We start from the raw sequence: 23161 nt of genomic DNA, 5'->3' as shown, positions 1-23161 counted from the left end.
CTGGGATTACCTTTCCTGCACCGCTTGCAGTGTCGCTTCCACCGACGGTGTCACCGTGTCGAGCACCGGCTGCGGGTAGAACCCGAGGCCGACGATCAACACGACGAGCGGTGCGAGCACCGCGATTTCCTTGCCGGTCAGGTCACGGATCGCCTTGCGGGTCGTGGTCTCGGTCTTCTCCGGGGCGACGGCCGTCGCCGTCCCGCCGTCCCCGCCTCCGGTGCTGCCACCGGCCGGTGGCAGCGAGTCGTCCGACACGTCCACCAGCGCGGCACCGCGCACCGGTCCGGTCATGATCCGCTGGTAGAGCCAGAGGACGTACGCGGCGGCGAGCACCATGCCCACCGTGGCGATGATCGCGTACACCGGACGCGAGTCGAACGCGCCCAGCAGCACGAGGAACTCACTGACGAACGAGTTCGTGCCGGGCAGCGACAACGTGGACATCCCCGCCAGCAGCAGCATGCCGCCGAGGATCGGGGTCAGCTTGAACATGCCGCCGTAGTCGGAGATGCGCGTCGAGCCGCCGCGCGCGGCGACGATCCCGATCACGAGGATCAGCATGCCCGTGGCGAGGCTGTGGTTCAGCATGTACGTCGCCGAGCCGACGGTGGCCTGCGGCGTGAACGCGAAGATGCCGAGCGCGATGAATCCGAAGTGGGCGATCGACACGTACGCCACGAACCGCTTCATGTCCTGCTGACCCGCCGCCAGGATCGACCCGTAGATCACGCCGAGCACGGCCAGCACAAGCACCAGCGGGGCCAGTTCCACACTCGCGTCCGGGAACATCGGCAGGCTGTAGCGCAGGAAGCCGAACGTGCCGACCTTGTCGAGCACACCCACCAGCAGCACCGTGACGGCGATGGGCGCCTGGCCCGCGGCGTCCGGAAGCCACGTGTGGAACGGCACCAGCGGAGCCTTGATGGCGAACGCGAGGAAGAAGCCGAGGAACAGCCAGATCTGGGTCTGAAGTGGAGCGTCGCTCACCACCGCCACGAGCGTGGCCCAGTCGAACGTCCCCTCACCCAGTTCCTCGGCCGCCAGCGAGTACGCGCCGATGGCGGAAGCGAGCATGATGAGCCCGCCCAGGAACGAGTACAGGAAGAACTTGACGGCCGCGTACTGCCGCTTCGGCCCGCCGTAGAAGCCGATGAGGAAGTACATCGGCACGAGCATGATCTCGAACAGCACGTAGAAGAGGAACACGTCGGTCGCCGCGAACACGGCGACGGTCAGTGCCTCCTGCAGCAGGATCAGCGACAGGAACCCGCCCGCGCTGCGGCCTTCGGGCAACCGGTCGGTCGAGTTCAGCGCACCGATCACCACCGGCACCAGCAACGCGATGACCGCGATCATGACGAGTGCGATGCCGTCCACCCCGAACGACAGGTGCACGCCGAGCGCGGGAATCCAGTCGACCGACGTGACGAGCTGGATGCGGTCGCCGTCCGGCTCGTAAGCGAGCCAGGTGGGCACGACCAGCAGCAGCTCCGCGACGGACACGCCCAGCGCGGTCAGGGTGGCCGCCCGGTCGTTGTTCCGCAGGCCGGCCACCGCGAGGGCGCCGACCAGCGGCAGCAGGATCAGGGCAACGAGCCAACTCATGAGAACCTCACCAACAGCAGTGCGGCGACGAGCAGGAACGACCCGCCGAGCATCGACAACGCGTACGACCGCACGAATCCGGTCTGCATCCTGCGCAGGCGGCTGGAACCGCCGCCGAACACCGCGGCGAGCCCGTTCACCGCGCCGTCGACCCCGCGGTTGTCGAGGAACACCGCGAACCGGGTCAACCACAGGCCCGGCCTGGCGACGAGCGCCTCGTTCAGGGCGTTGCCGTACAGGTCCTTACGGGCGGCCCGCACGGGCCAGGACACGTTCTCCGGGCGCTCGACCGGCGTGGGCCGCCGACCGAAGAGCAACCAGGCCACGAGCACACCCACCGCGGACAGGCCCACGGTCAGCCACGGCACCAGGGCGTGCGGCAGGACGCCGCCCTCGGACTCGACCAGCGTGCCCACCGAGGGCACGAGGAACTCGGCGAGGGTGTCGCCCGCCATCAGCAGGAAGCCCGCGGCGACCGATCCGACCGACAGCACGATCATGGGGATCGTCATCACCGGCGGCGACTCGTGCGGGTGGAACGCGCGACCGTCCGCCGACGTCGTCTCACGCCACCGTTCCTTGCCGAAGAACGTCAGCAGCACGAGCCTCGTCATGTAGAAGCCGGTGATGCCCGCGGCCAGCAGCGCCGCGCCGCCGAACACCCAGCCGCGCCAGCCCTCCTGGCCGAACGCCGCCTCGATGATCGCGTCCTTGGTCCAGAAACCGGACAGGAACGGGAAACCGATGATCGCGAGGTAGCCGAGCCCGAACGTGGCGGCCGTGATCGGCATCTTCTTCGCCAGCCCACCGAACTTGCGCATGTCGACCTCGTCGTTCATGGCGTGCATGACCGACCCCGCGCCGAGGAACAGGCCCGCCTTGAAGAAGCCGTGCGTCAGCAGGTGCGCGATACCGAGTGCGTACCCCACCGGGCCGAGACCGACGGCCAGCATCATGTAACCGATCTGGCTCACCGTGGAGTAGGCCAGCACCTTCTTGATGTCGTCGTAGGCGCAGCCGATGATCGACCCGAGCAGGAGGGTGAAGGCACCGACGATGGTGACCACCAACCGGCCGTCCTCGGTGAGGTTGTAGATCGGCGACGACCGCGCGATGAGGTACACACCGGCGGTGACCATCGTGGCGGCGTGGATCAGGGCCGACACCGGGGTCGGACCCTCCATCGCGTCCGGCAACCACGCCTGGAGCGGGAACTGACCCGACTTACCGCACGCACCCAGCAGCAGGAGCAGCGCGATGGCGGTGATCACGCCCGGCGACAACTCGCCGATCCCGGCGAACACCTCGGCGTAGCTCGTGCTGCCGATGTACTTGAACATCAGGAAGATCGCCAGCGCGAGGCCGACGTCGCCGACGCGGTTCATCAGGAACGCCTTCTTCGCGGCGGTGGCCGCCGAAGGCCGGTCCTGGTACCACCCGATGAGCAGGTACGACGCCAGACCGACGCCCTCCCAACCCAGGTACAGCATCACGAAGCTGTTGCCGAGCACCAGCACCAGCATCGCGGCGACGAAGAGGTTGAGGTAGCCGAAGAACCGACGCCGGTTCGCGTCGTCCGACATGTAGCCGATCGAGTAGACGTGGATGAGCGCACCCACACCGGTGATCAGCAGGACGAACGTCACCGACAGCGGGTCGATCCGCAGTCCGAAGTCGACTTGCAACGACTCGACCGGGATCCACGAGTAGACCGTCGTGTCGGCGGCCTCGGACAGCGACTCGCTGAAGAACAGCGCCAAGCCGTAGACGAACGACGCGATGACCGTCGCGCAGCCCAGCAGGTGCCCCCACGCGTTGGTGCGGTGACCACCGACCAACAGGACGAGGGCGCCGAGCGCGGGAAACGCGACCAGCAGCCACGATGATGCGATCAAGGTAGTTCCCTGTGGTTGGAGGCTAGTACTTCAGCAGGTTGGAGTCGTCGACCGAGGCCGAACGCCGGGTCCGGAAGATCGACATGATGATCGCCAGCCCGACCACGACCTCGGCCGCGGCCACGACCATCACGAAGAACGCCATCACCTGACCGTCGATCGAGCCGTTGATGCGCGAGAACGTCACCAGGGTCAGGTTCACGGCGTTCAACATCAGCTCGATGCACATGAACACCACGACGGCGTTGCGACGCACGAGGACGCCGACGGCGCCGATCGTGAACAGCAGCGCCGACAGCAGCAGGTAGTACGTGGGGCTCACTTGTCCTCCCCCTCGTCGGAACCGGCGCCCTCGGAGCTGTCGGAGCCGACGAGCGCCTTCGGGCCCGGCTTCTCCGGACTCGGCGTGATCGGCTTGTGCGCCTGGAGCTTCGCGGTGGGCGTCGACTCGATGAGCTCCGACAGCGACTCGGGGGCGACCGACCCGTCGGGCAGCAGCGCGGGTGTGGCCACCGAGTTGGACGTGGCGAACACACCGGGGCCGGGCTTGGGCGACGGGCGCTCGTACTCGCCGCGGAAGCGGGCGACCACGAGTTCACGCTGGCTGCGCTTGCCGCCCTTCATGTGCCGGGTGGTGAACGACAGCACCATGCCCGCCATCGCGGAGGTGATCAGCAACGCCGCCGTCAGCTCGAACGGGAACAGGTAATCGGTGAAGATGATGCGGCCCAGACCACCGGCGCCGCCGCCCTCGTTGCTCCACGGGTCGAGCGGCTCGGCCGGCGTCACGTTCGCGATGGCGCGGGTCAACGCGGTGGCCAACAGGACGGCGACACCGACGCCGACGAGTCCGGCCATCAGCCGCTGCCCTCGCAGCACTTCGACCACCGAGTCGGAGGACTCGCGTCCCACCAGCATGAGCACGAAGAGGAACAGCATCATGATCGCGCCGGTGTAGACGATGATCTGCGTGAAGCCGAGGAACTGCGCGTCCTGCGTCAGGTACAGCATCCCCAGCGACAGCATCGTCAGCACCAGCCACAACGCCGAGTGCACCGCGTTGCGGGCGAACACCATTCCGAGCCCACCGGCCAACGCCAGCGGCCCGAGGATCCAGAACGCGACGGCCTCACCCGTGGACACACCGGCGTCGGCCTGCGCGAGCACGGTGTTCGTCAACGCCACGTACGTCAATCCGGTGGTCATTGCACCGCCTTCTCTCCGGACGTCTCGACCACCTCGCCGGACGGCACGCCACGCTGCCGGGCGAGCTCGGGTCCGCGCACGTAGTAGTCCTGCTCGTCGTCACCGAGCCGCATCGGGTGCGGCGGCTGCTCCATGCCGGGCAGCAGCGGCGCGAGCAGGTCCTCCTTGGTGTAGATCAGCTTCTGCCGGTCGTCGTCCGCCAGCTCATAGAAATTGATCATCGTGAGGGACCGCGTCGGGCACGCCTCGACGCACAGGCCGCAGCCGATACAGCGCAGGTAGTTGATCTGGTAGTCCTTGCCGTACCGCTCGCCCGGCGAGTACCGCTCCTCGTCGGTGTTGTCGCCACCCTCGACGAAGATCGCGTCGGCGGGGCACGCCCAGGCGCACAACTCGCAGCCGACGCACTTCTCCAGTCCGTCCGGGTGCCGGTTGAGCTGGTGACGGCCGTGGTAGCGCGGCGCGGCCGGGGCCCCGATCTCCGGGTACTCCTCCGTGGCCACCTTCTTGAACATCATCGCGAAGGTGACACCGAAGCCCTTGATGGGATCAAACATCCCCATCGCTGTTCTCCTTACCTGAGGTGACCGACGCCGGCTCCGCCCGCTCGGCCTGCTCGCCCTCCGACCGTTCGGCGACGGCCTTGGGGGCCGAACGCGCCTTCTTCAACGCCTTCTGCCGTGGCGTCGTCGTGGGAACCGTGAGGTCCAGCGGCGGCAGCGGGTAGTCGCTGCCCGTGACGGGCACGGCGTCCGATTCGGGCTCCTGCTTCTCCGGCAGCAGTAGGGTCAGCAGCACGAGGACGGCGATGACGATGCCGCCCACGATCAGGATCTGGCTCGTGGAGACGTTGCCGTCGGTGCGCAGCGCCCTGATCGCCGAGATCACGAGGATCCACACCAGACCGACCGGGATGAGGACCTTCCACCCCAGCTTCATGAACTGGTCGTAGCGGAACCGGGGCAGCGTGCCGCGCAGCCAGATGAAGCCGAACAGCAGGAGCGCCATCTTCCCGAAGAACCACAGGACCGGCCACCAACCCTGGTTGAGCGGCGAGTCCAGCCCGACGAACGGGAACATCCAGCCGCCGAGGAAGAGCGTGGTGGCGAACGCCGAGACGATGACCATGTTGGTGTACTCGGCGAGGAAGAACATCGCGAACTTCATCGAGCTGTACTCGGTGTGGAAACCACCGACCAGCTCCGACTCGGCCTCGGGCAGGTCGAACGGCGCGCGGTTGGTCTCGCCGACCATCGAGATCAGGTAGATGACGAAGCTCGGCAGCAGCAGGTAGAAGTACCAGCCGTCGGCCTGCGCATCGACGATCTCGCCGGTCGACAACGACTGCGCGTAGAGCACCACACCGACGATCGCCAGGCCCATCGCGATCTCGTAGGAGATCACCTGCGCGGCGGAGCGGAGCCCACCGAGCAGCGGGTACGGCGATCCGGACGCCCACCCGGCGAGCACGATGCCGTACACGCCGACCGACGCACCCGCGAGGATCAGCAGCACGCTCACCGGCAGTTCGATGAGCTGCAACACGGTGCGCTCACCGAAGATGGTGACCTCCGGCCCGAACGGGATCGCCGCCAGGCCGATGAGGGCGGGCACCACCGCGATGACGGGCGCGAGGAAGTAGACCTTCCGGTCGGCCGTGTCCGGGATGACCTGTTCCTTGAACGGCAGCTTGATCGCGTCGGCCAACGACTGGAACCACCCGTTCGGCCCGACGCGGTTGGGGCCGGGCCGGTTCTGCATCCGGCCGAGGACCTTGCGCTCGATGACGATGAGGAACACCGTCATGATCGGTCCGATGAGGAGGATGACGACGGCCTTGAGCAGGATCAGCCACAGCGGGTCGTCCGCGAGCAGCTCCGCCCTCGTCATCGGCTCCTGAGCCTGCGCGAGGACCATCGAGGTCGCTGGGCTCACCGTTCACCTCCGGCAGCGATCGAGACCACGGCGCCGTGTCCGACCCCGAGCGTGGCTCGGAGCTTCGAGTCCGGCGAGTTGCCCGGCAGCCACACGACCCCGTCGGGGAGGTCGGCGACCTCCACGGGCAGCGTCACCGCACCGCGGTCGGTGGACACCGTCACCGACGACGGGCCGCCGAGCGAGTCGGCCGTGGCCCGCGAGATCCTGGCGACCACACGCCGCGCGGTGCCCGCGAGGTGCGGCTCGTCGTCCTGCAGCACGCCGTCGTCGAGGAGCTGCCGCCACGTCGCGAGCAGGGCCTTGCCCGGCTCGGGCGCCGACACCGTCGGGCTGGGCAGGTCGGGTGCCGCGTGCGGCGCGTGGGCGAGGTCGCTCGTGCTCCGGGCGAGGTCTCCGGCCGCGGCGGCGGGGGTCTGCGTGAACAGGTCGGCGTCCATCTCCACGGCGAGGGTGTCGAGGACGCGGCAGTCGGGCAGCGCCCCGGTACCGTCGAGCGTCACCGAGAACTCGCGCGGACGTCCTTCCCAGTTGAGGAAGGTGCCGGCCTTCTCGTCGACCGGTGCGATCGGCAGCACCACGTCGGCGTGGCCCGTGACCTCGCTGTGCCGCAGTTCGAGACTGACCACGAACTTGCAGCGACGCACCGCTTCGAGTGCGAGCTGAGGATCGGGCAGGTCGGCCGGCTCCACGCCGCCGACGAGCAGACCGTCGAGGTCGCCGTTGCGGGCGGCGGTGAGGATGCCGGTGGTGTCGCGGCCCGGCTGTGCGGGCAGCGATCCGGCGTCGAGGTTCCACGCGCGTTCGAGCGTCGCGCGAGCAGCGTCGTCGGTGACGGCCGCCCCGCCGGGCAGCAGCGTGGGAAGCGCACCCGCGTCGAGCGCGCCCCGCTCACCCGCCCTGCGCGGCACCCACGCGATCGGGGCGCCGGTGCGTTCGGACAGCCGGTGCAGGGCCGAGAACAATCCGGGGATCTCGGCAGCGCGCTCGCCGACGAGCACGACCGAGCCCTCCGCGCGCAACTGCTCGTCGACGTCGGGGGCGTGTTCCGCCAGCGCGTCGACCGCGTTCGCCTCCCCGCCCGGAGCGCACGCCAGCAGCTCGCCGAGCGTCTTGCGCACCGCGGGCGTGGTCCACTGGCCGATGTGGACGACCTTCATGCCGCGCTTGCGGGCGCCCTTGCGCAACCGCAGGAACAGCACGGGGGCTTCCTCCTCCGGCTCGAACGCCACGCACAACACCAGTGGCGCGGTTTCGAGCTGGGCGAAGGTCACACCGTTCTCCGGCGTGGTGCCGACGACGTGCGATGCCAGGAAGTCGAGTTCCTCCGCGGAGTGAGCCCTGGCCCGGAAGTCGATGTCGTTGGTCCGCAACGCCACCCTGGCGAACTTGCTGTAGGCGTAGGCGTCCTCGACCGTGAGCCTGCCGCCGGGAAGCACGCCGACGCCCTGGCCGTCACGGGCCTTCGCCAGCCCCTCCGCCGCCACCTGCAGCGCGTGGGTCCACGACGCCCGCTCCAGCTCGCCCGTCTCGGGGTTGCGCACGAGCGGGTGCCGGATGCGGTCCGCCGCCCCGGTGTAGCGGAAGGCGAAGCGGCCCTTGTCGCAGAGCCATTCCTCGTTGACCTGAGGGTCGTCACCCGCGAGTCGGCGCATCACCTTGCCGCGCCGGAAGTCCGTCCGCATCGCGCAGCCCACCGAGCAGTGCTCGCACACGCTGGGCGACGACACGAGGTCGAACGGGCGGGACCGGAAGCGGTACTGGGCGCTGGTCAGCGCACCCACCGGGCAGATCTGGATGGTGTTGCCCGAGAAGTACGACTGGAATGGCGTGCCGCCGCTGGTGGTGGACGCCGATTCGAGGACGTCCGCCGTCTCCGAGGTCCCGATCTGCTGCTGCGCGCCGCGCTCCAGCAGGTCGATGAACGGGTCGCCCGCGATCTGCGACGAGAACCGCGTGCACCGCTGGCAGAGCACGCAGCGCTCGCGGTCGAGCAGGACCTGCGACGAGATCGGGAGCGGCTTGGGGAACGTGCGCTTGCGGTCGTGGAAGCGCGACTCGGGACGGCCGTGCGCCATCGCCTGGTTCTGCAACGGGCACTCGCCGCCCTTGTCACAGATCGGGCAGTCCAGCGGGTGGTTGATGAGCAGCAGCTCCATCACGCCCTGCTGGGCCTTGTCGGCCACGGGCGAGGTGCGCTGCGTCTTCACCACCATGCCGTCGGCGACGGTCATCGTGCACGCGGCCTGCGGTTTCGGCATCGGCCGCCCGCCCATCTCCACCTCGACCAGGCACTGGCGGCAGGCGCCTGCCGGGTCGAGCAGCGGGTGGTCGCAGAACCGCGGAATGACCGTGCCCATCCGCTCCGCGGTGCGGATCAGCAACTCGCCCTTCGGGGCGATGACCTCCTCACCGTCGATGGTGAGCTTGACGTGGCCCTCGGGAACCGGGGTCTCGTCCTTCGAGGCGGCCTCGGGTGCGATGGTCATGATGCTCCCACCAATTCGGGCGAGCGCGCCCGGTTCTTCTCACACAGTGCGACGAACTCGTCGCGGAAGTACTTGATGCCGCTGGTGATGGGGCTCGTGGCACCGTCGCCGAGCGCGCAGAACGACCGGCCGAGGATGTTGTCGCAGACGTCGAGCAGCGTGTCGATGTCCGACTCGGTGCCCTTCCCGGCCACCATGCGTTCGAGGATCTGCGCCAACCAGTAGGTGCCCTCGCGGCACGGCGTGCACTTGCCGCACGACTCGTGCTCGTAGAACTGCGTCCACTTCATCACGGCCCACGGCACGGACACCGTCTCGTTGAACACCTGCACGGCCGTGGTGCCGAGCATCGACCCGGCCTCGGCCGCGCCCTCGAAGTCGAGCGGCACGTCGAGGTGTTCGGCGGTGAACAACGGCGTGGACGACCCGCCCGGAGTCCAGAACTTCAGCGGGATGCCGTCCTTCATGCCGCCCGCCATCTCCAGCAACTGTCGGAGCGTGGTGCCGAGCGGAGCCTCGTACTGACCGGGCTTCTCGACGTGGCCGGAGATCGAGTAGATCTTCGGGCCCGGCGACTTCTCGGTGCCCATCATGCGGAACCAGTCGGCGCCCCCGTTCACGATGTAGGGAACACTCGCGATGGTCTCCACGTTGTTCACTGTGGTGGGTGCGGCGTACAGGCCCGCGGCGGCCGGGAACGGCGGCTTCAACCGCGGCTGACCACGGCGTCCCTCCAGGGAGTCGAGCAGTGCCGTCTCCTCACCGCAGATGTAGGCGCCCGCGCCCGCGTGCACGGTGATGTCGAGGTCGAAACCGGAGCCGAGGATGTTCTTGCCGAGATACCCCGCCGCGTACGCCTCGCGCACCGCCGAGTTGAGTCGGCGGATCGGGTGCAGGGCCTCACCACGCACGTAGATGAAGCAGTGGTGCGACCGCATGGCGTAGGCGGCGATGATGCAGCCCTCGATGAGCGAGTGCGGGTCGGCCATCATCAACGGGATGTCCTTGCACGTCCCCGGCTCGCCCTCGTCGGCGTTGATCACCAGGTAGTGCGGCTTGTCCTCGTTGGGCGGCATGAACGACCACTTCACACCCGCCGGGAACCCGGCACCACCACGCCCGCGCAGCCCGGCGTCCTTCACGAGCTGCACGAGCTGTTCCGGCGTGCCCGACAGTGCCTTGCGAAGGGCCGTGTAGCCCTCCAGCTTCTCGTAGGTGGCCAGCCGCCACGACTGCGGTGAGAGCCACCGTTTCGTCAGGACCGGGGTCAGAGCATCCGCTGTCATTTCGCCTCCACTCCGCTCTGCGGGACACCCTCCCCTACTGCGGCAGACGCATCTGCCACAGCGGGGGCCCACCCCAGTCGGCTCCACGAACGCGAGAAACCAGCGTCGTTCATTTCGCCTCCACCTCCGGCAAGGGCGCGTTCTCCGGCATCACCGGCGCCGTCCACCCGCGATCCGCGGCGAGCTGCGCGCCGCGCAGCGTCTCCACCGCCTGGGAAGGCGCGTCCACATCGGAGCGGAACACGTCCTCCTCCTCGGGGAAGAAGCCCGCGAGCTGGCGCTCCACCGAGCGGAAGTCGGTGAGGGGCGCGCCGCGCGTCGGCTGCGGCTTCTCGCCACGGCGCAGCGCGTCGACGAGCTCGACCGCCGACTCCGGCGTCTGGTTGTCGAAGTACTCGTAGTTCACCTGCAGCACCGGCCCGAGGTCGCACGCGGCCAGGCACTCGGCGTGCTCCAACGTGATGGAGCCGACCTCGCCCGGCTCACCGGCCGTCTCCTCGTGACCGAGGGGCTTGCCGTCCTCGCCCAGGTGTTCCGACAGTCGCTTGTAGATGTCGTCACCACCGAGGACGGCGCACAGCGTGTTGGTGCACACGCTCACCAGGTGCTGGCCGCACGGCCTGCGCTTGTACATCGTGTAGAACGTGGCGACGGCGCTGACCTCGGCCTCGGTGAGGTCGAGCTGTCGGGCGCAGAACGCGATGCCCTCCTGGCTCACGTACCCCTGCACCGACTGCACCAGGTGCAGCATCGGCAACAACGCCGACCGCGCCTGCGGGTAACGCGACGCCAACTCCTGCGCCTCGGCCTCCACCTCGGGGCCGAACGGGTCGGCGGCGGGCACCTCGGGGCGCTGTTCGTCGTCGCTCACCGGCGAGATGGCCGTGACGTCCACGTCGTCCGACGCGGCCGCGTAGGTCTGCTCGGCCGGCTGCGAACCGGGCTTCGGTGTCTGCGACGGCTGCTGCGACGGTGTGGTCATCGGTCCACTCCCCCCATCACCGGGTCGATCGAGGCGATGGCTGCGATGACGTCGGCGACGAGGCCGCCCTCCGCCATGGCAGGCATCGCTTGCAGGTTCACGAAGCTCGGTTCACGCACGTGGACCCGCAGCGGTTTGGTGCCGCCGTCGGACACGGCGTGGAAGCCGAGTTCGCCGCGTGGCGACTCCACGGCGGTGTACACCTGGCCCGGGGGAACCCGGAACCCTTCGGTGACCAGCTTGAAGTGGTGGATGAGCGACTCCATCGACTGGCCCATGATCTTGCGGACGTGTTCGAGGGAGTTGCCCATGCCGTCGCTGGAGACGGAGAGCTGGGCAGGCCACGCGATCTTGCGGTCCTCGACCATGACCGGACCCGGCTCCAGCATCTTCTGCACCTGACGCACGATGCGCAGCGACTGGTGCATCTCCTCCACCCGGAGGAGGTAGCGCGCCCAGCAGTCCGCCTCGGTGGACGTCGGCACCTCGAAGTCGATCTCGTCGTAGCCCGAGTACGGCTCCACCTTGCGCAGGTCCCACGGCAGACCGGCCGAGCGCAGCACCGGCCCCGTGACGCCGAGCGCGAGGCACGCGTCCAGCGGCAGGTAGCCGACGCCCTTGAGACGGTTGCGCCAGATCGGCTGCCCGGTGAACAACTTGTCGTACAGCGGCAGCCGCTTGTCCATCACCTTGCAGAACTCGGTGACCTTCTCGTCGAAGTCGTCCGGCATGTCCTGCGCGAGGCCACCGGGCCGGATGAACGCATGGTTCATGCGCAGACCCGTCAGGTGTTCGAGCAGGTGCAGGACCTCTTCACGCTCGCGGAAGCCGAGCGTCATCGCCGTGGTGGCGCCCAGCTCCATGCCGCCGGTGGCGATGTAGACGAAGTGGGACGCGATGCGGTTCAGCTCCATGAGCATGATCCGCAGCAACTGCGCCCGACGGGGCACCTCGATGCCGAGGAGCTTCTCCACCGCCAGGCAGTAGCCCATCTCGTTGAACAGCGGCGAGAGGTAGTCCATGCGCGTCACGAACGTGACGCCCTGGGTCCACGTGCGGTACTCGGTGTTCTTCTCGATCCCCGTGTGGAGGTATCCGATCACCGAGCGGAGCTGGGTGACGGTCTCGCCCTCCATCTCCAGCACGAGACGCAGCACGCCGTGGGTCGACGGGTGCTGCGGACCCATGTTGATGATCATGCGTTCGGACTGGTCGGCGTCGGAGAGGACGTCGTCCCAGTCGCCGCCGCTGACCGTGTACACCCGACCCTCGGTGGTCTCGCGGTGCTCGGCGTACCGAGCGTCGTGCTGCGTGCTCGCGCTGCCCTCGGCCGTGGTGTCGGTGCCGGTGCTCGCGTCGGCGATGCGGTCGCTCGTGGTCATGAGTAGGACCTCCGCGTGTCGGGAGGCGGGATTTCCGCGCCCTTGTACTCCACCGGGATGCCGCCCAGCGGGTAGTCCTTCCGCTGCGGGTGGCCCTCCCAGTCGTCCGGCATGAGGATTCGGGTCAGCGCAGGGTGGCCGTCGTAGACGATGCCGAACATGTCGTAGGCCTCGCGCTCCTGCCAGTCGGCCGTCGGGTAGACCTCGACGATCGACGGCACGTGCGGGTCGTCGATGTCGAGCGTGACCTCCAGTCGGATGCGTCGCCGGTAGGTCATCGACGTCAGGTGGTACACCGAGTGCAACCGCTGGGGGACGTCGACGCCGTAGTCCACACCGGACACCGAGGCGCACAGCTCGAAGCGCAGCCCCTCGTCGTCGCGCAGCGTGCGGCAGATCTCCACGAGGTGCTCACGCTTCACGTAGAACGTGATCTCGCCGCGGTCGATCGTCACCTGCTGGATGGCGTCGGCGGGAATTCCGTTGTCCGACAACGCCGCGTAGAACTCGTCGGCGAACTCGTCGAACCAGCCGCCGTAGGGCCGCTCCGCGGGAGGCGGCGAGTAGGCGGGCAGGCGGAGTCCGCCGTAACCCGAGGTGTCACCGGTTCCCGCGACCCCGAACATGCCGCGGCGTTCCCGGCCCGCGACCACCGGCTCGGCGGGACGCGCCGGCTCGGCACCCTGCGGGCGCAGGCCGTTCTCGCTGTGTTCGGCGCTGGAGAGTTCGCCGCCGGTCTCTGGCTTCTCGTCAGGCATGCCCATCACTTTTTCGCGAACTTGATCGACGACGGGACGATTTCGGTCTGCTTCCCGCTCTCGGCCCGCAGGGCTGCCCGCCGCGGCCCCATCGGCTCGTCCTGCACCTTGGCGTGGAGCTTGAGGATGGCGTCGAGCAGCATCTCGGGCCTCGGGGGACAGCCGGGCAGGTACATGTCGACCGGGACGATGTGGTCGACGCCCTGCACGACGGCGTAGTTGTTGAACATGCCGCCCGAGGAGGCGCACACACCCATGGCGAGCACCCACTTCGGCTCGGCCATCTGGTCGTAGATCTGCCGCAGGACCGGCGCCATCTTCTGCGTCACCCGGCCCGCGACGATCATCAGGTCGGCCTGCCTCGGCGTGGCGCTGAAGCGCTCCATGCCGAAGCGCGAGATGTCGTAGCGCGAGCCGCCGACCGTCATCATCTCGATCGCGCAGCAGGCGAGCCCGAACGTGGCAGGCCACATCGAGTTCTTGCGCGCCCAGTTGACCACGCCTTCCAGCGTCGTCAGGAGGATGCCGTTCGGGAGCTTCTCTTCGAGACCCATGGTTCGATCAGTTCCAATCCAGCCCGCCGCGCCGCCACACGTAGATGTCGGCGATGAAGAAGGTCGCGATGAACACCGAGACGGCGGCGACGCCCCACAACCCCAGGAAGTCCGCCGACACGGCGTAGGGGAAGAGGAACACCATCTCGATGTCGAAGAGGATGAAGAGCATCGCCGTCACGTAGTAGGCGATGGGCATGCGGCCACCGCCCACCAGCGGTTGCGGGGACGGTTCGATGCCGCACTCGTAGGCGGAGAGCTTGGCCTTGTTGTAGCGGCTCGGACCGAGCAACGGTCCCAAGAGGACGGAGAAGAGCGCGAACGCGAGGGCGAGCCCGAACAACAGAACGAGTGGGAGGAAAACGCCGAGGCCGGAATCCGCGCTCTCCTGCGCCAGAACCTCTACCGCGGACACCGAGGGGATCACTGCGGCACCATCCTTTCACGCGCCGCTGCGTAACGGACATGGTCGACATCTGACTGTCGTGGCGAGACTCTAAGGGACCTACGCCACACCTCTGTGGGTAAGGACCGCCTTACTTTGTGTTTTCCACCACCTCTGTCACGAGCGGCGCAACCAACCCGGCTTGTGAAGCCGTTCACAAGCCGTCCCGCGTGACGGTTGTGAAGCCCTTCACAAAACATGGGTGCAGTGTAAGACGCAACTCACACCTTGTCGCTAGCCCCCCGACGCAACCAAAGTAGGTAGTCCGACGTCAGGGGCATTCTGGCCCCTCGGTGGACACCGTGTGCGACCTGCACAAAACGCTCCGAGACGAGGCCCCCGCCACATAGAAGTACGAGCGTACTGTGATCTTTCACACTGAGCTAACAGCACGTCGAACGGCCCCTCGGAGGGGCGTGAGCGACGCGTCGGAGGGTGCGTCCGAGCCGTTCGTCCGCGCGCGGATCGGCACGGACGGACGGCGCCGGCGAACGCCCGGGGACGACGGGCAGCACGAGGTGCCGGCACCGGGACACCGGTCCCGGCGCGGCGAGTGGTCCGCCCGTCAGCGCGGGGCGGGAGCGATACGCGAGAGCGTGGCCACGAGGCGGTCGACAGCGTCGCCGCCCTTCGGGTCGTAGCAGCCGGACAGGCCCTTGAAGACCAGCGGGATCAGCGGCCGGATGCGCAGCCCGTACTTCGTCGCGGCGCGCATGACCTTCGGATGTCCGATGGCCTTCGCGAAGAGGTTGCCGAGGCGGTAGTAGCCGCCCATCAGGTCGGCCACCGCGCGCGGGTAGCCCTGCAACGCCCGCTCCCGCGACGGGCCCTCCCGGCGGGCGAGCGCCTGAACGACGTGCTCGGCGGCCAGGCTCGCCGACTCCATCGCCGCCGCGATGCCCTCGCCGTTGAAGGGACTCACCATGCCGCCCGCGTCGCCGAGCAGCAGCAGCCCGTCGCGGTAGTGCGGCGTGCGGTTGAACCCCATGGGGATGGCCGCCCCACCGATACGGCCCACCGCGTTCCCCTCGCGGTAGCCCCATTCCTCGGGAGTGGAGTCCAACCACGACTTGAGCAGCGCGCGGTAGTCGATGTTGCGGAACGACTTCGATGTCGACAGCATCCCCAACCCGACGTTGACGGTGCCGTCCCCGAGCGGGAACGCCCACCCGTACCCGGGCAGCAGTGCCGGGTTGCGCGGGTCGCTGCGGTCCCACAGCTCCAGGTGACCCTCGATGTAGGCGTCGTCGTGGCGGGGGCTGCGGTAGTAGCGGCGCACCGCGACGCCCATGGGCCTGCGGTCGTTCTTCTGGATGCCGACCGACAACGCGAGCCTCGCCGACACGCCGTCACACGCCAGCACCAGCGGCGCGCGGTAGCTGACCGGCTTGCGCTCGGGCCCCTGCTTCGCCTGCACGCCGACCACGCGGCCGGTGCGCTCGTCGGTGATCGCGCCCGTCACGGTGGTGCGTTCGAGGAGTCGGGCCCCGGACTTCACGGCCGTCCGCGCGAGCAGGTCGTCGAAGTCCTGGCGCGTACGCGACACCCCGTAGGGCGGGTAGGCGGTGAGGTCGGGCCAGTCGAGTTCCAGCGTCAGCTCACCGGTGAGGATGCGCAGCCCCCGGTTGTGCACCCACCCGGCTTCCTGGCTCGTGTCGATGCCGAGGTCGATGAGCTGCTTCACGCCACGCGGCGTCAGACCGTCGCCGCACACCTTCTCGCGGGGAAAGCTCGTCTTCTCCAACAGGAGCACGTCGACGCCCGCCCGGGCGAGATAGGTGGCCGCGGTCGAGCCCGCCGGGCCCGCACCGACGACGATGACCTCCGCGTCGTGAGTCATGCGGCGAGTCTACGAGGCGCTCTTCGCCTTCCATGCACGGTGGATGGCGACCACGCCGAACGTGAGGTTCATCCACTCGACGCTGCGCCAGCCCGAGTCGGCGATGATTTCCGCGAGCCGTCGCTGGTTCGGCCAGGTCAGCATGGACTCGAACAGGTAGACGTACGCCTCGGGGTTCGACGACACCCGCCTGCCGAACCACGTCATCAGTCGCAGCGCGAACTTGCGGTAGACGAACCGGATCGGCGCGAACGTGGGCGTCGACACCTCGCACACGACCAGCCTGCCGCCGGGCTTGACCACGCGCGCGATCTCCTTCAACGCCGCCGACGTGTCGACGAAGTTGCGCAGGCCGAACGTGATGGTGACCGCGTCGAAGGACTCGTCGGCGAACGGCAGCCGCAGCGCGTCGGCGGCCACCATCGGCACCCCACGGTGACGTCCGCCACGCAACATGCCGAGCGAGAAGTCGGCGGCGACGCACCACGCGCCGCCCCGCGCGTACTCCTCGGTGGACACGCCCGTGCCCGCGGCGAGGTCGAGCACCTTCTCCCCCGGGCGGCCGTCGAGCACCCGGCCCGTGATGACCCGCCACCGGCGGTCGAAGCCGAACGTCATCACGGAGTTCGTGCGGTCGTATCGCTTCGCGACGCCGTCGAACATCGCGGCGACGTCGGCTGGGTCCTTGTCGAGGCTCGCTCGGGCCATGTCGGGAGTCTAGTCGGGCCGCCTCGACCGGAACGTGAGCCCGCTTGCGCGAGGGAGCGTGCGGCCTACGCCGACGTGCCGGACGACACCGTGGAGCGCGCGGCCGGTGACGTCGCCGTCAGCGCGCGCAACCGGGAGCGGAGGAACCACACGAGCGGTCCTGCCACGAGCCACGTGAACAGCAAGGTCGTCGACACGGGCAGCAGCGTGAGCAACCACGTCCGCCCCGCGACCTTCGCCAGCTCCGGGTCGGTGGTGTCGTATTCGATGCGGATGAGCTGTCCCGCCGTGAGGCCGTCCGGGTAGAGCACGCCGTTCTCGGGGCTGTGCGACACCCCGTCGGGCGTGTCGTAGCGGATGAGGGTGCGGTCGAACATGACCTGCTCGACCAGGGCCGTCGCCGTGCCGTGGTTGTCAGCGATCACCTGGTCGTTGCGGAAGGCGCCCAGCACGAGCAGGACTCCGAGCAACGTGATCACCGACGCGGCCCCGAGCACCCCCCAGGAACCGAGACGCAGAGCGTGCGCGCGGCGCGTCTCGGACTGCTGTGCGCCCTGGGCGGACTCGGGGCCGTCGGTGTTCACTCGGCGAGCATATCGAGCGAGCTAGTGGTGCTTCGCGAGCTGCTCGTGGGTGAAGGCGATCTCGCGGAACGACTCCGGTTCGGTCACCGCGGTGGTCCTCACCTCGGCGCCGTTCGGGCCGATCTCCGGCTTGCCCTTCGTGAACAGCCACGTGTCGAACAGCTCGTCGAGCTCCGTGCCCGACACCTCCTCGGCCAACGCGACGAAGTCGGCAAGCGTGGCGTCGCCGCCCCGGTAGGTGTCGAGCCACGTGCGCAGGATCTCGACGAACGTCTCGTCACCCACGGCCGTGCGCAGCGCGTGGGCCGCGAGCGCGCCCCGGTCGTAGACGGCCGCGTCGAACTGGTTCTCCGCGCCCGGGTCGCCGGGCAGGACCTGCCAGAACGGGTCGTCGGCGGGAATCGAGTCGTACAGGTACTGCGCCAGCTCGGCGGCCGTGCCCTCCCCGTTGTACTCCGACCACAGGAACTCGGCGTAGCTCGCGAAACCCTCGTTCAGCCAGATGTCGGCCCACGAGCCGAGCGACACCGCGTCGCCGAACCACTGGTGCGCGTTCTCGTGCACCACGACCGACATGTTCGTGCCCTGACGGAAGAACCCGGCGTCGTAGACCGACCGCGTCTGGGTCTCAAGCGCGAAGCCGAGACCGCTGGTGACGACCCCGCCCTGCGCTTCGAACGGGTACGGACCGAAGATCAGCTCCAGGAACTCCACGACCTCGGGCGTGCGCTCGATGCTGGCCTCCGCCGCCGGACGCAGCTCGCCCAGCCCGGCCTCGTAGGCGTTGACGATCGGCAGCCCGCTCGGCGTGGTGGACGAGCGCACCTCGTAGTCGCCGACGGCGAGGAACGTCAGGTAGGTCGCCTGCGGCTCGGTGCTGCGCCAGTTCCAGCGGGTCCAGCCCTCGCGGACCTTGCTCCGACCCGTGAGCACGCCGTTGGACAGGGCCGCCACGTCGTCGGGCACGGCCACCGACACGTCGTAGGTCGCCTTGTCAGTCGGGTGGTCGTTGGACGGGAACCACCACTCGGCGATGTGCGGCTGGTCGACGGCCAGCGCGCCGGTCTCGGTGCGCTTCCACGCGGTGAAGCCGTCGACTTCCACCTCGGACGGGGTGTCGGCGTAGCGGACGACCACCGTCATCGGTTCGCCCTCCCCGAGTTCGGTGGCCGGAGTGACCACCACCTCGGTCGGGTCGTCGGGGTCGCGGTCCACTCGCGCGGGGCTGTTGTTGACCCGCACCGACTCGACGTCCAACGCGAAGTCGAGGTTGAAGCTCGACAGCTCGCTCGTGGTGGTCGCGAGGATCGTCGTGGTGCCGGAGAGGAAGTCGGTCTCGGGCTCGTAGGTGAGCCTGATGTCGTAGTGCGTGACGTCGTAGCCGCCGTTGCCGTCACCGGGGTAGTACGGGTCGCCGACACCCGGCGCGCCCGGCCCGGGCGCGGCGCTCGCCGAGGTGGTGACCAGCACCGCCACCAGGCTCGACGCCACGCCGACGGCGTAGACACGTGATTGGTTGCGCATGCTCACGAACGGTAGTGCGGCGACGACCGCCGCGACACGGGCGAAAGTGGCGTGTCGCCTTACCGGGTGCCGACGGCTCTGGCCACCGCCGACCGGAGCCCCGTGTGCAGCTCCCGGTGCCGCGAGCGGTCCACCCGCACCTCCACGACCCGGAGTCCGGGCTCGGGCCGCAACGCCTCCCGCAACGCCGCCCGCGAGTCCGCCAGCGTGTACGGCACGCCGTACCCGGTGCACAGCGCCGACAGGTCGGCGCCGTGCGGGGTGCCGAAGACGCGCTCGAAGCTGTCCCGGTACTGGTCCTCACCCTGCTCCAGCAGCGAGAAGATGCCGCCACCGTCGTCGTTGAGGACCACGATCGTGAGGTCGGGCCTGCACTCGGCCGGGCCGGTGAGCAGGCCGTTGACGTCGTGCAGGAACGTCAGGTCACCCACGAACGCGTACGCCGGTCCCGAGTGCACCAGTGCCGCGCCCAGGGCCGTGGACAGCGTGCCGTCGATCCCGGCGACACCGCGGTTGCGGTGCACCAGCACGTCCGGCCTGCACCCACCGACGAGCGCGACGTCCCGCGTCGGATTCGAGGAACCCACCACGAGCAGGGAGTCCCCGGGCAACGCCGCCACGAGTTCGTTCGCCACGCTCAACCCGTTCGGCCACGGCGCGGCCGCCAGGCTGTCCCGCACGGCATCCCTCGCGGCGGCGTCGGCGCGGCGCCACCGCAGCAACCACTCCGGGTCGGCGGGCTTCGCCGGTTCGTCGAACCACTGCCCGACCTGCCGGACGTTGTGAGCCGGGGCGGGCCAGTCGGAGTCGGGCCGCACCAACAGCACCTCGACGTCCGGGTCGGACAAGATCCGCTGCACCTGCCGGAAGACGGTGGGCCTGCCGATGCACAGCACCTGCTCCGGCTTGTGCTCGGCGACGAACTCCTCCAGCCCGAGCAGCCACACGCCCGCGGAGATCGCCGTCGTGCCGCCGAGGCCGAGGCCACCCGTCTCGGCGATCACCGGCCACCCGTGCAGCTCGGCCCACTCGCTGGCGGCCCGCACGCCCGCGTCGCACGCGATCACCAGACCGTGCCGCGCCGACGGCACCACGAACGACGGCAACGCGCCGAAGTCGGGCAGCTCCGTCCACCGCGCACCCTGTGGCCTGCCGTCCAGCGACTCGGGCCAGTCGGATTCGTCGGCGGGGTCGGGGACGAGCGGCTCACGGAACGGGATGTTCAGGTGCACCGGTCCACACCGCCACTCGCCGTACGCGGCGTTCCACGCCCGGCAGATCTGGCTGCGCCAGTACGCGTTCTGGCCCGGCCTGCGCTCGGCGACGGCGAGTTCGTCGAAGTACCGCACCGCGCTGCCGTACAGGTGCCGCTGCTCCACGACCTGGCTCGCCCCGGCGGCGCGCAACTCGGGCGGCCGGTCGGCGGTCAGCACGATCAGCGGCACTCCGGCCCGGTCGGCCTCCAGCACCGCGGGATGGAAGTTCGCAGCAGCCGTTCCCGACGTGCACACCACCGCGACCGGCCTGCCGGTGCGGGCCGCGATCCCCAACGCCAGGAACGCCGCGCTGCGCTCGTCGATGCGCACGTGCAGCGTGAGCCTGCCCGCCGCCGCGGCATCGTGCAGCGCGAACGACAGGGGCGCATTACGGGAGCCCGGGCTCAGTACCACGTGGGACACCGTGTTGCGGACGAGTTCGTCCACGAGCACGCGGGCCTGGGCAGTGGAGGGATTCACCGGGCAGCCCCCTCGACGGCGCCGACCGCGCCGACGGCGATCCCGGCGACACGGTGGGTCGACTCACGGCGCCGCGCCGGGGTGTCGGTCAGAGGAAGCACACGGCCTATTCTCCCAGGCGTGCCCCACACCCAGGTTTCGGAGCTGTTCGACCCCGCCGAGTGGGACGAGGTCCCCGGCTTCGACTTCACCGACATCACATACCACCGTTCGCGGAAGAGCCGATCGGGCAAACGCGTCGTGCGCGTCGCGTTCGACCGGCCGGAGGTGCGTAACGCCTTCCGCCCGCACACCGTGGACGAGCTGTACCGGGCGCTCGACCACGCCCGGATGAGCTCGGACGTGGGATGCGTCCTGCTCACCGGCAACGGTCCCTCTCCCAAGGACGGCGGCTGGGCGTTCTGTTCCGGTGGCGACCAGCGTATTCGCGGGCGCTCCGGCTATCAGTACGCCAGCGGCGAGACGTCGGACACGATCGACCCCGCCCGTGCGGGCCGCCTGCACATCCTGGAGGTGCAGCGGCTGATCCGGTTCATGCCGAAGGTCGTGATCGCGGTCGTGCCGGGCTGGGCCGCCGGTGGCGGGCACTCCCTGCACGTCGTGTGCGATCTCACGCTGGCCTCCGCCGAGCACGCGCGGTTCAAGCAGACCGACGCCGACGTCGGCTCCTTCGACGGCGGCTACGGCTCGGCCTACCTCGCCCGCCAGGTCGGGCAGAAGTTCGCGCGGGAGATCTTCTTCCTCGGCCGTACCTACACCGCCGAGCAGGCGCACGCGATGGGCGCGGTGAACCAGGCCGTTCCCCACGAGCGGCTGGAGGCCGAGGCGCTGGAGTGGGCCTGGGAGATCCTCGGCAAGTCGCCCACCGCGCAGCGCATGCTCAAGTACGCGTTCAACCTCGTCGACGACGGCCTCGTCGGCCAGCAGGTGTTCGCGGGCGAGACCACGCGGCTGGCCTACCAGCAGGACGAGGCGGTGGAGGGCCGTGACGCCTTCCTGGAGAAGCGCGACCCCGACTGGTCGGACTACCCGTACTACTACTGACCGGGGATCGTGAAGCATGCGCGTGATCGCCTCGGACGGCAGCGCGGAGTCGGTGGCCGAACTGACCCGCGCCGTGCTCGCCGCGCTCGACGGCGGTCCCGCCGTGCTGCCCCTGGACCCCCGCAATCCGGCGGCGGAGTCCGTGCGTGCCGCGATGCGTCCCGACGAACCGGTGGAACCCGACACCGCGGTGATCATCACCACGTCGGGCTCGACCGGACGCCCGAAGGGCACTCTGCTGTCCGCCCGAGCGCTGCTCGCCTCCGCCCACGCCACCCACGCCCGACTCGGCGGAGCGGGCCGGTGGTTGCTCGCCACGCCGCCGGGCTACATCGGCGGCCTCCAGGTGCTCGTGCGATCACACCTCGCGGGCACCACGCCCGGGGTCGTCGACCTGAGCCGAGGGTTCCGCCCCGACGCCTTCGCCGACGCCGCCCGCGAGGTCCTGTCCGCTTCCGGACCGCACTACACGGCGTTGGTCCCGACCCAGCTCGCGCGGCTGCTCGACGCGGGGTGCGCGGAGGTCGCGCGGTTCGACGCGATCGTCCTCGGAGGTGCGGCCTGCCCCGACGCACTGCGTCGGCGGGCCGAGGCGGCGGGTGTCTCGCTCGTGCCCTCGTACGGCATGAGCGAGACGGCCAGTGGGTGCGTCTACGACGGCGTCCCGCTCGACGGGGTGCGGGTCCGGCTCGGTGCGGACGACCGTATCGAGGTGTCCGGGCCGGTGCTCGCCCACGGCTACCACCTCGATGCGCAGGCGACGGCCGAGGCGTTCGTCGACGGCTGGTTCCGCACGAGCGACGTCGGCCGCTGGAGCGACGACGGCCGGTTGCAGGTGCTCGGCCGCGTCGACGACATGATCAACACCGGGGGCGTGAAGGTGCCCGCCCGCCAGGTGGAGGACGCGCTCCTGCGGCACCCCGCGGTCCGCGCCGCCGGTGTCGTCGGCCTGCCCGATCCGGAGTGGGGCCAACGGGTCGCCGCCGTGGTCTCCACCAGCGACGACGTCGCCGTCGACGCGCTCCGGGAGACCGTCCGGGCCGAACTCGGCGCCGCCGCCACCCCGAAGCAGGTGTCGGTGGTGGACGAACTCCCGCTCATCGGTCCCGGCAAGGTCGACCGCAGTGCCCTGCGCCGCCTTCTGCTCGGCCACGTCGATCACGCCTAGCGCCCATGTCGAAGAAT

Annotated in this window: 20 protein-coding genes; 2 read left to right on the top strand and 18 right to left on the bottom strand. The window is 69.4% G+C overall.

Annotation, left to right across the window (positions count from 1 at the left end; genetic code table 11):
- Positions 1-6: 6 nt before the first annotated feature.
- The 18 genes from JAV51_RS10835 to menD form a co-directional block, all read right to left on the bottom strand.
- Positions 7-1608: an NADH-quinone oxidoreductase subunit M gene (locus JAV51_RS10835; protein ID WP_197320577.1), complete on the bottom strand. Its 1602-nt coding sequence runs from the start codon at positions 1606-1608 to the stop codon at positions 7-9.
- The gene (gene nuoL, locus JAV51_RS10830) at positions 1605-3503 is read right to left on the bottom strand and encodes an NADH-quinone oxidoreductase subunit L (RefSeq protein ID WP_197320576.1); all 1899 of its coding nucleotides are present in this window, start codon (positions 3501-3503) and stop codon (positions 1605-1607) included. The genes JAV51_RS10835 and nuoL overlap by 4 nt, the downstream gene beginning before the upstream one ends.
- A gap of 22 nt (positions 3504-3525) precedes the next feature.
- Positions 3526-3825, bottom strand: a complete 300-nt coding sequence (nuoK, locus tag JAV51_RS10825) for an NADH-quinone oxidoreductase subunit NuoK (protein ID WP_197320575.1) — start codon at positions 3823-3825, stop codon at positions 3526-3528.
- Positions 3822-4709: an NADH-quinone oxidoreductase subunit J gene (locus JAV51_RS10820; RefSeq protein ID WP_197320574.1), complete on the bottom strand. Its 888-nt coding sequence runs from the start codon at positions 4707-4709 to the stop codon at positions 3822-3824. The genes nuoK and JAV51_RS10820 overlap by 4 nt, the downstream gene beginning before the upstream one ends.
- Entirely contained in the window at positions 4706-5272 is a 567-nt protein-coding gene (nuoI, locus tag JAV51_RS10815) for an NADH-quinone oxidoreductase subunit NuoI (RefSeq protein WP_197320573.1), read from the bottom strand. Before nuoI ends, JAV51_RS10820 begins: the two co-directional genes overlap by 4 nt.
- Positions 5259-6626, bottom strand: a complete 1368-nt coding sequence (gene nuoH / locus JAV51_RS10810) for an NADH-quinone oxidoreductase subunit NuoH (RefSeq protein WP_231641956.1) — start codon at positions 6624-6626, stop codon at positions 5259-5261. Before nuoH ends, nuoI begins: the two co-directional genes overlap by 14 nt.
- A 14-nt stretch (positions 6627-6640) precedes the next feature.
- The gene (locus JAV51_RS10805) at positions 6641-9133 is read right to left on the bottom strand and encodes an NADH-quinone oxidoreductase subunit G (protein ID WP_197320571.1); all 2493 of its coding nucleotides are present in this window, start codon (positions 9131-9133) and stop codon (positions 6641-6643) included.
- A complete protein-coding gene (gene nuoF / locus JAV51_RS10800) occupies positions 9130-10419 on the bottom strand; it encodes an NADH-quinone oxidoreductase subunit NuoF (RefSeq protein ID WP_197320570.1) in 1290 nt (429 codons plus the stop codon). Before nuoF ends, JAV51_RS10805 begins: the two co-directional genes overlap by 4 nt.
- A gap of 109 nt (positions 10420-10528) precedes the next feature.
- Positions 10529-11401, bottom strand: a complete 873-nt coding sequence (gene nuoE, locus JAV51_RS10795; RefSeq protein WP_197320569.1) for an NADH-quinone oxidoreductase subunit NuoE — start codon at positions 11399-11401, stop codon at positions 10529-10531.
- A complete protein-coding gene (locus JAV51_RS10790) occupies positions 11398-12783 on the bottom strand; it encodes an NADH-quinone oxidoreductase subunit D (RefSeq protein ID WP_197320568.1) in 1386 nt (461 codons plus the stop codon). The genes nuoE and JAV51_RS10790 overlap by 4 nt, the downstream gene beginning before the upstream one ends.
- A complete protein-coding gene (locus JAV51_RS10785; protein ID WP_197320567.1) occupies positions 12780-13547 on the bottom strand; it encodes an NADH-quinone oxidoreductase subunit C in 768 nt (255 codons plus the stop codon). Before JAV51_RS10785 ends, JAV51_RS10790 begins: the two co-directional genes overlap by 4 nt.
- Positions 13547-14095: an NADH-quinone oxidoreductase subunit B family protein gene (locus tag JAV51_RS10780; protein WP_197320566.1), complete on the bottom strand. Its 549-nt coding sequence runs from the start codon at positions 14093-14095 to the stop codon at positions 13547-13549. The genes JAV51_RS10785 and JAV51_RS10780 overlap by 1 nt, the downstream gene beginning before the upstream one ends.
- A 7-nt stretch (positions 14096-14102) precedes the next feature.
- Complete coding sequence (locus tag JAV51_RS10775; protein ID WP_197320565.1) at positions 14103-14522, bottom strand: NADH-quinone oxidoreductase subunit A; 420 nt, start codon at positions 14520-14522, stop codon at positions 14103-14105.
- Positions 14523-15105: 583 nt separating this feature from the next.
- Positions 15106-16380 (bottom strand): geranylgeranyl reductase family protein, encoded by a 1275-nt coding sequence (locus tag JAV51_RS10770; protein WP_197320564.1) that lies wholly within the window; start codon positions 16378-16380, stop codon positions 15106-15108.
- A gap of 9 nt (positions 16381-16389) precedes the next feature.
- Positions 16390-17088: a demethylmenaquinone methyltransferase gene (locus tag JAV51_RS10765; RefSeq protein WP_197320563.1), complete on the bottom strand. Its 699-nt coding sequence runs from the start codon at positions 17086-17088 to the stop codon at positions 16390-16392.
- Between the two features lie 65 nt (positions 17089-17153).
- Positions 17154-17672 carry a DUF3592 domain-containing protein gene (locus tag JAV51_RS10760; protein ID WP_197320562.1) on the bottom strand — a complete coding sequence of 173 codons (519 nt, stop codon included), beginning with the start codon at positions 17670-17672 and terminating at the stop codon, positions 17154-17156.
- Between the two features lie 21 nt (positions 17673-17693).
- A complete protein-coding gene (locus JAV51_RS10755; RefSeq protein WP_197320561.1) occupies positions 17694-19196 on the bottom strand; it encodes a M1 family metallopeptidase in 1503 nt (500 codons plus the stop codon).
- 59 nt (positions 19197-19255) lie between these two features.
- Positions 19256-20932: a 2-succinyl-5-enolpyruvyl-6-hydroxy-3-cyclohexene-1-carboxylic-acid synthase gene (gene menD, locus JAV51_RS10750; RefSeq protein ID WP_197320560.1), complete on the bottom strand. Its 1677-nt coding sequence runs from the start codon at positions 20930-20932 to the stop codon at positions 19256-19258.
- Between the two features lie 120 nt (positions 20933-21052).
- Between menD and JAV51_RS10745 the strand changes: the two genes are divergently transcribed.
- Together JAV51_RS10745 and menE are read left to right on the top strand one after the other, a co-directional pair.
- The gene (locus JAV51_RS10745; protein WP_197320559.1) at positions 21053-21976 is read left to right on the top strand and encodes a 1,4-dihydroxy-2-naphthoyl-CoA synthase; all 924 of its coding nucleotides are present in this window, start codon (positions 21053-21055) and stop codon (positions 21974-21976) included.
- 16 nt (positions 21977-21992) lie between these two features.
- Positions 21993-23144, top strand: coding sequence for an o-succinylbenzoate--CoA ligase (menE, locus tag JAV51_RS10740; RefSeq protein WP_197320558.1), 1152 nt, complete (start codon positions 21993-21995; stop codon positions 23142-23144).
- The last annotated feature ends 17 nt before the right edge of the window (positions 23145-23161 follow it).

It is taken from the genome of Saccharomonospora sp. NB11 (genome assembly GCF_015910535.1).
GTDB lineage: Bacteria > Actinomycetota > Actinomycetes > Mycobacteriales > Pseudonocardiaceae > Saccharomonospora.
The sequence above is the reverse complement of the archived record's forward strand: the minus strand, read 5'-3'. Positions and strand labels throughout refer to the sequence as shown.

Excerpts from the sequence above, each read along its gene's own strand:
- JAV51_RS10835 (WP_197320577.1), bottom strand. The coding sequence starts at position 1,608 with ATGAGTTGGCTCGTTGCCCTGATCCTGCTGCCGCTGGTCGGCGCCCTC.
- JAV51_RS10820 (WP_197320574.1), bottom strand. The coding sequence starts at position 4,709 with ATGACCACCGGATTGACGTACGTGGCGTTGACGAACACCGTGCTCGCG.
- nuoI (WP_197320573.1), bottom strand. The coding sequence starts at position 5,272 with ATGGGGATGTTTGATCCCATCAAGGGCTTCGGTGTCACCTTCGCGATG.
- nuoH (WP_231641956.1), bottom strand. The coding sequence starts at position 6,626 with ATGGTCCTCGCGCAGGCTCAGGAGCCGATGACGAGGGCGGAGCTGCTC.
- JAV51_RS10805 (WP_197320571.1), bottom strand. The coding sequence starts at position 9,133 with ATGACCATCGCACCCGAGGCCGCCTCGAAGGACGAGACCCCGGTTCCC.
- nuoF (WP_197320570.1), bottom strand. The coding sequence starts at position 10,419 with ATGACAGCGGATGCTCTGACCCCGGTCCTGACGAAACGGTGGCTCTCA.
- nuoE (WP_197320569.1), bottom strand. The coding sequence starts at position 11,401 with ATGACCACACCGTCGCAGCAGCCGTCGCAGACACCGAAGCCCGGTTCG.
- JAV51_RS10790 (WP_197320568.1), bottom strand. The coding sequence starts at position 12,783 with ATGACCACGAGCGACCGCATCGCCGACGCGAGCACCGGCACCGACACC.
- JAV51_RS10785 (WP_197320567.1), bottom strand. The coding sequence starts at position 13,547 with ATGGGCATGCCTGACGAGAAGCCAGAGACCGGCGGCGAACTCTCCAGC.
- JAV51_RS10780 (WP_197320566.1), bottom strand. The coding sequence starts at position 14,095 with ATGGGTCTCGAAGAGAAGCTCCCGAACGGCATCCTCCTGACGACGCTG.
- JAV51_RS10770 (WP_197320564.1), bottom strand. The coding sequence starts at position 16,380 with ATGACTCACGACGCGGAGGTCATCGTCGTCGGTGCGGGCCCGGCGGGC.
- JAV51_RS10765 (WP_197320563.1), bottom strand. The coding sequence starts at position 17,088 with ATGGCCCGAGCGAGCCTCGACAAGGACCCAGCCGACGTCGCCGCGATG.
- JAV51_RS10755 (WP_197320561.1), bottom strand. The coding sequence starts at position 19,196 with ATGCGCAACCAATCACGTGTCTACGCCGTCGGCGTGGCGTCGAGCCTG.
- menE (WP_197320558.1), top strand. The coding sequence starts at position 21,993 with ATGCGCGTGATCGCCTCGGACGGCAGCGCGGAGTCGGTGGCCGAACTG.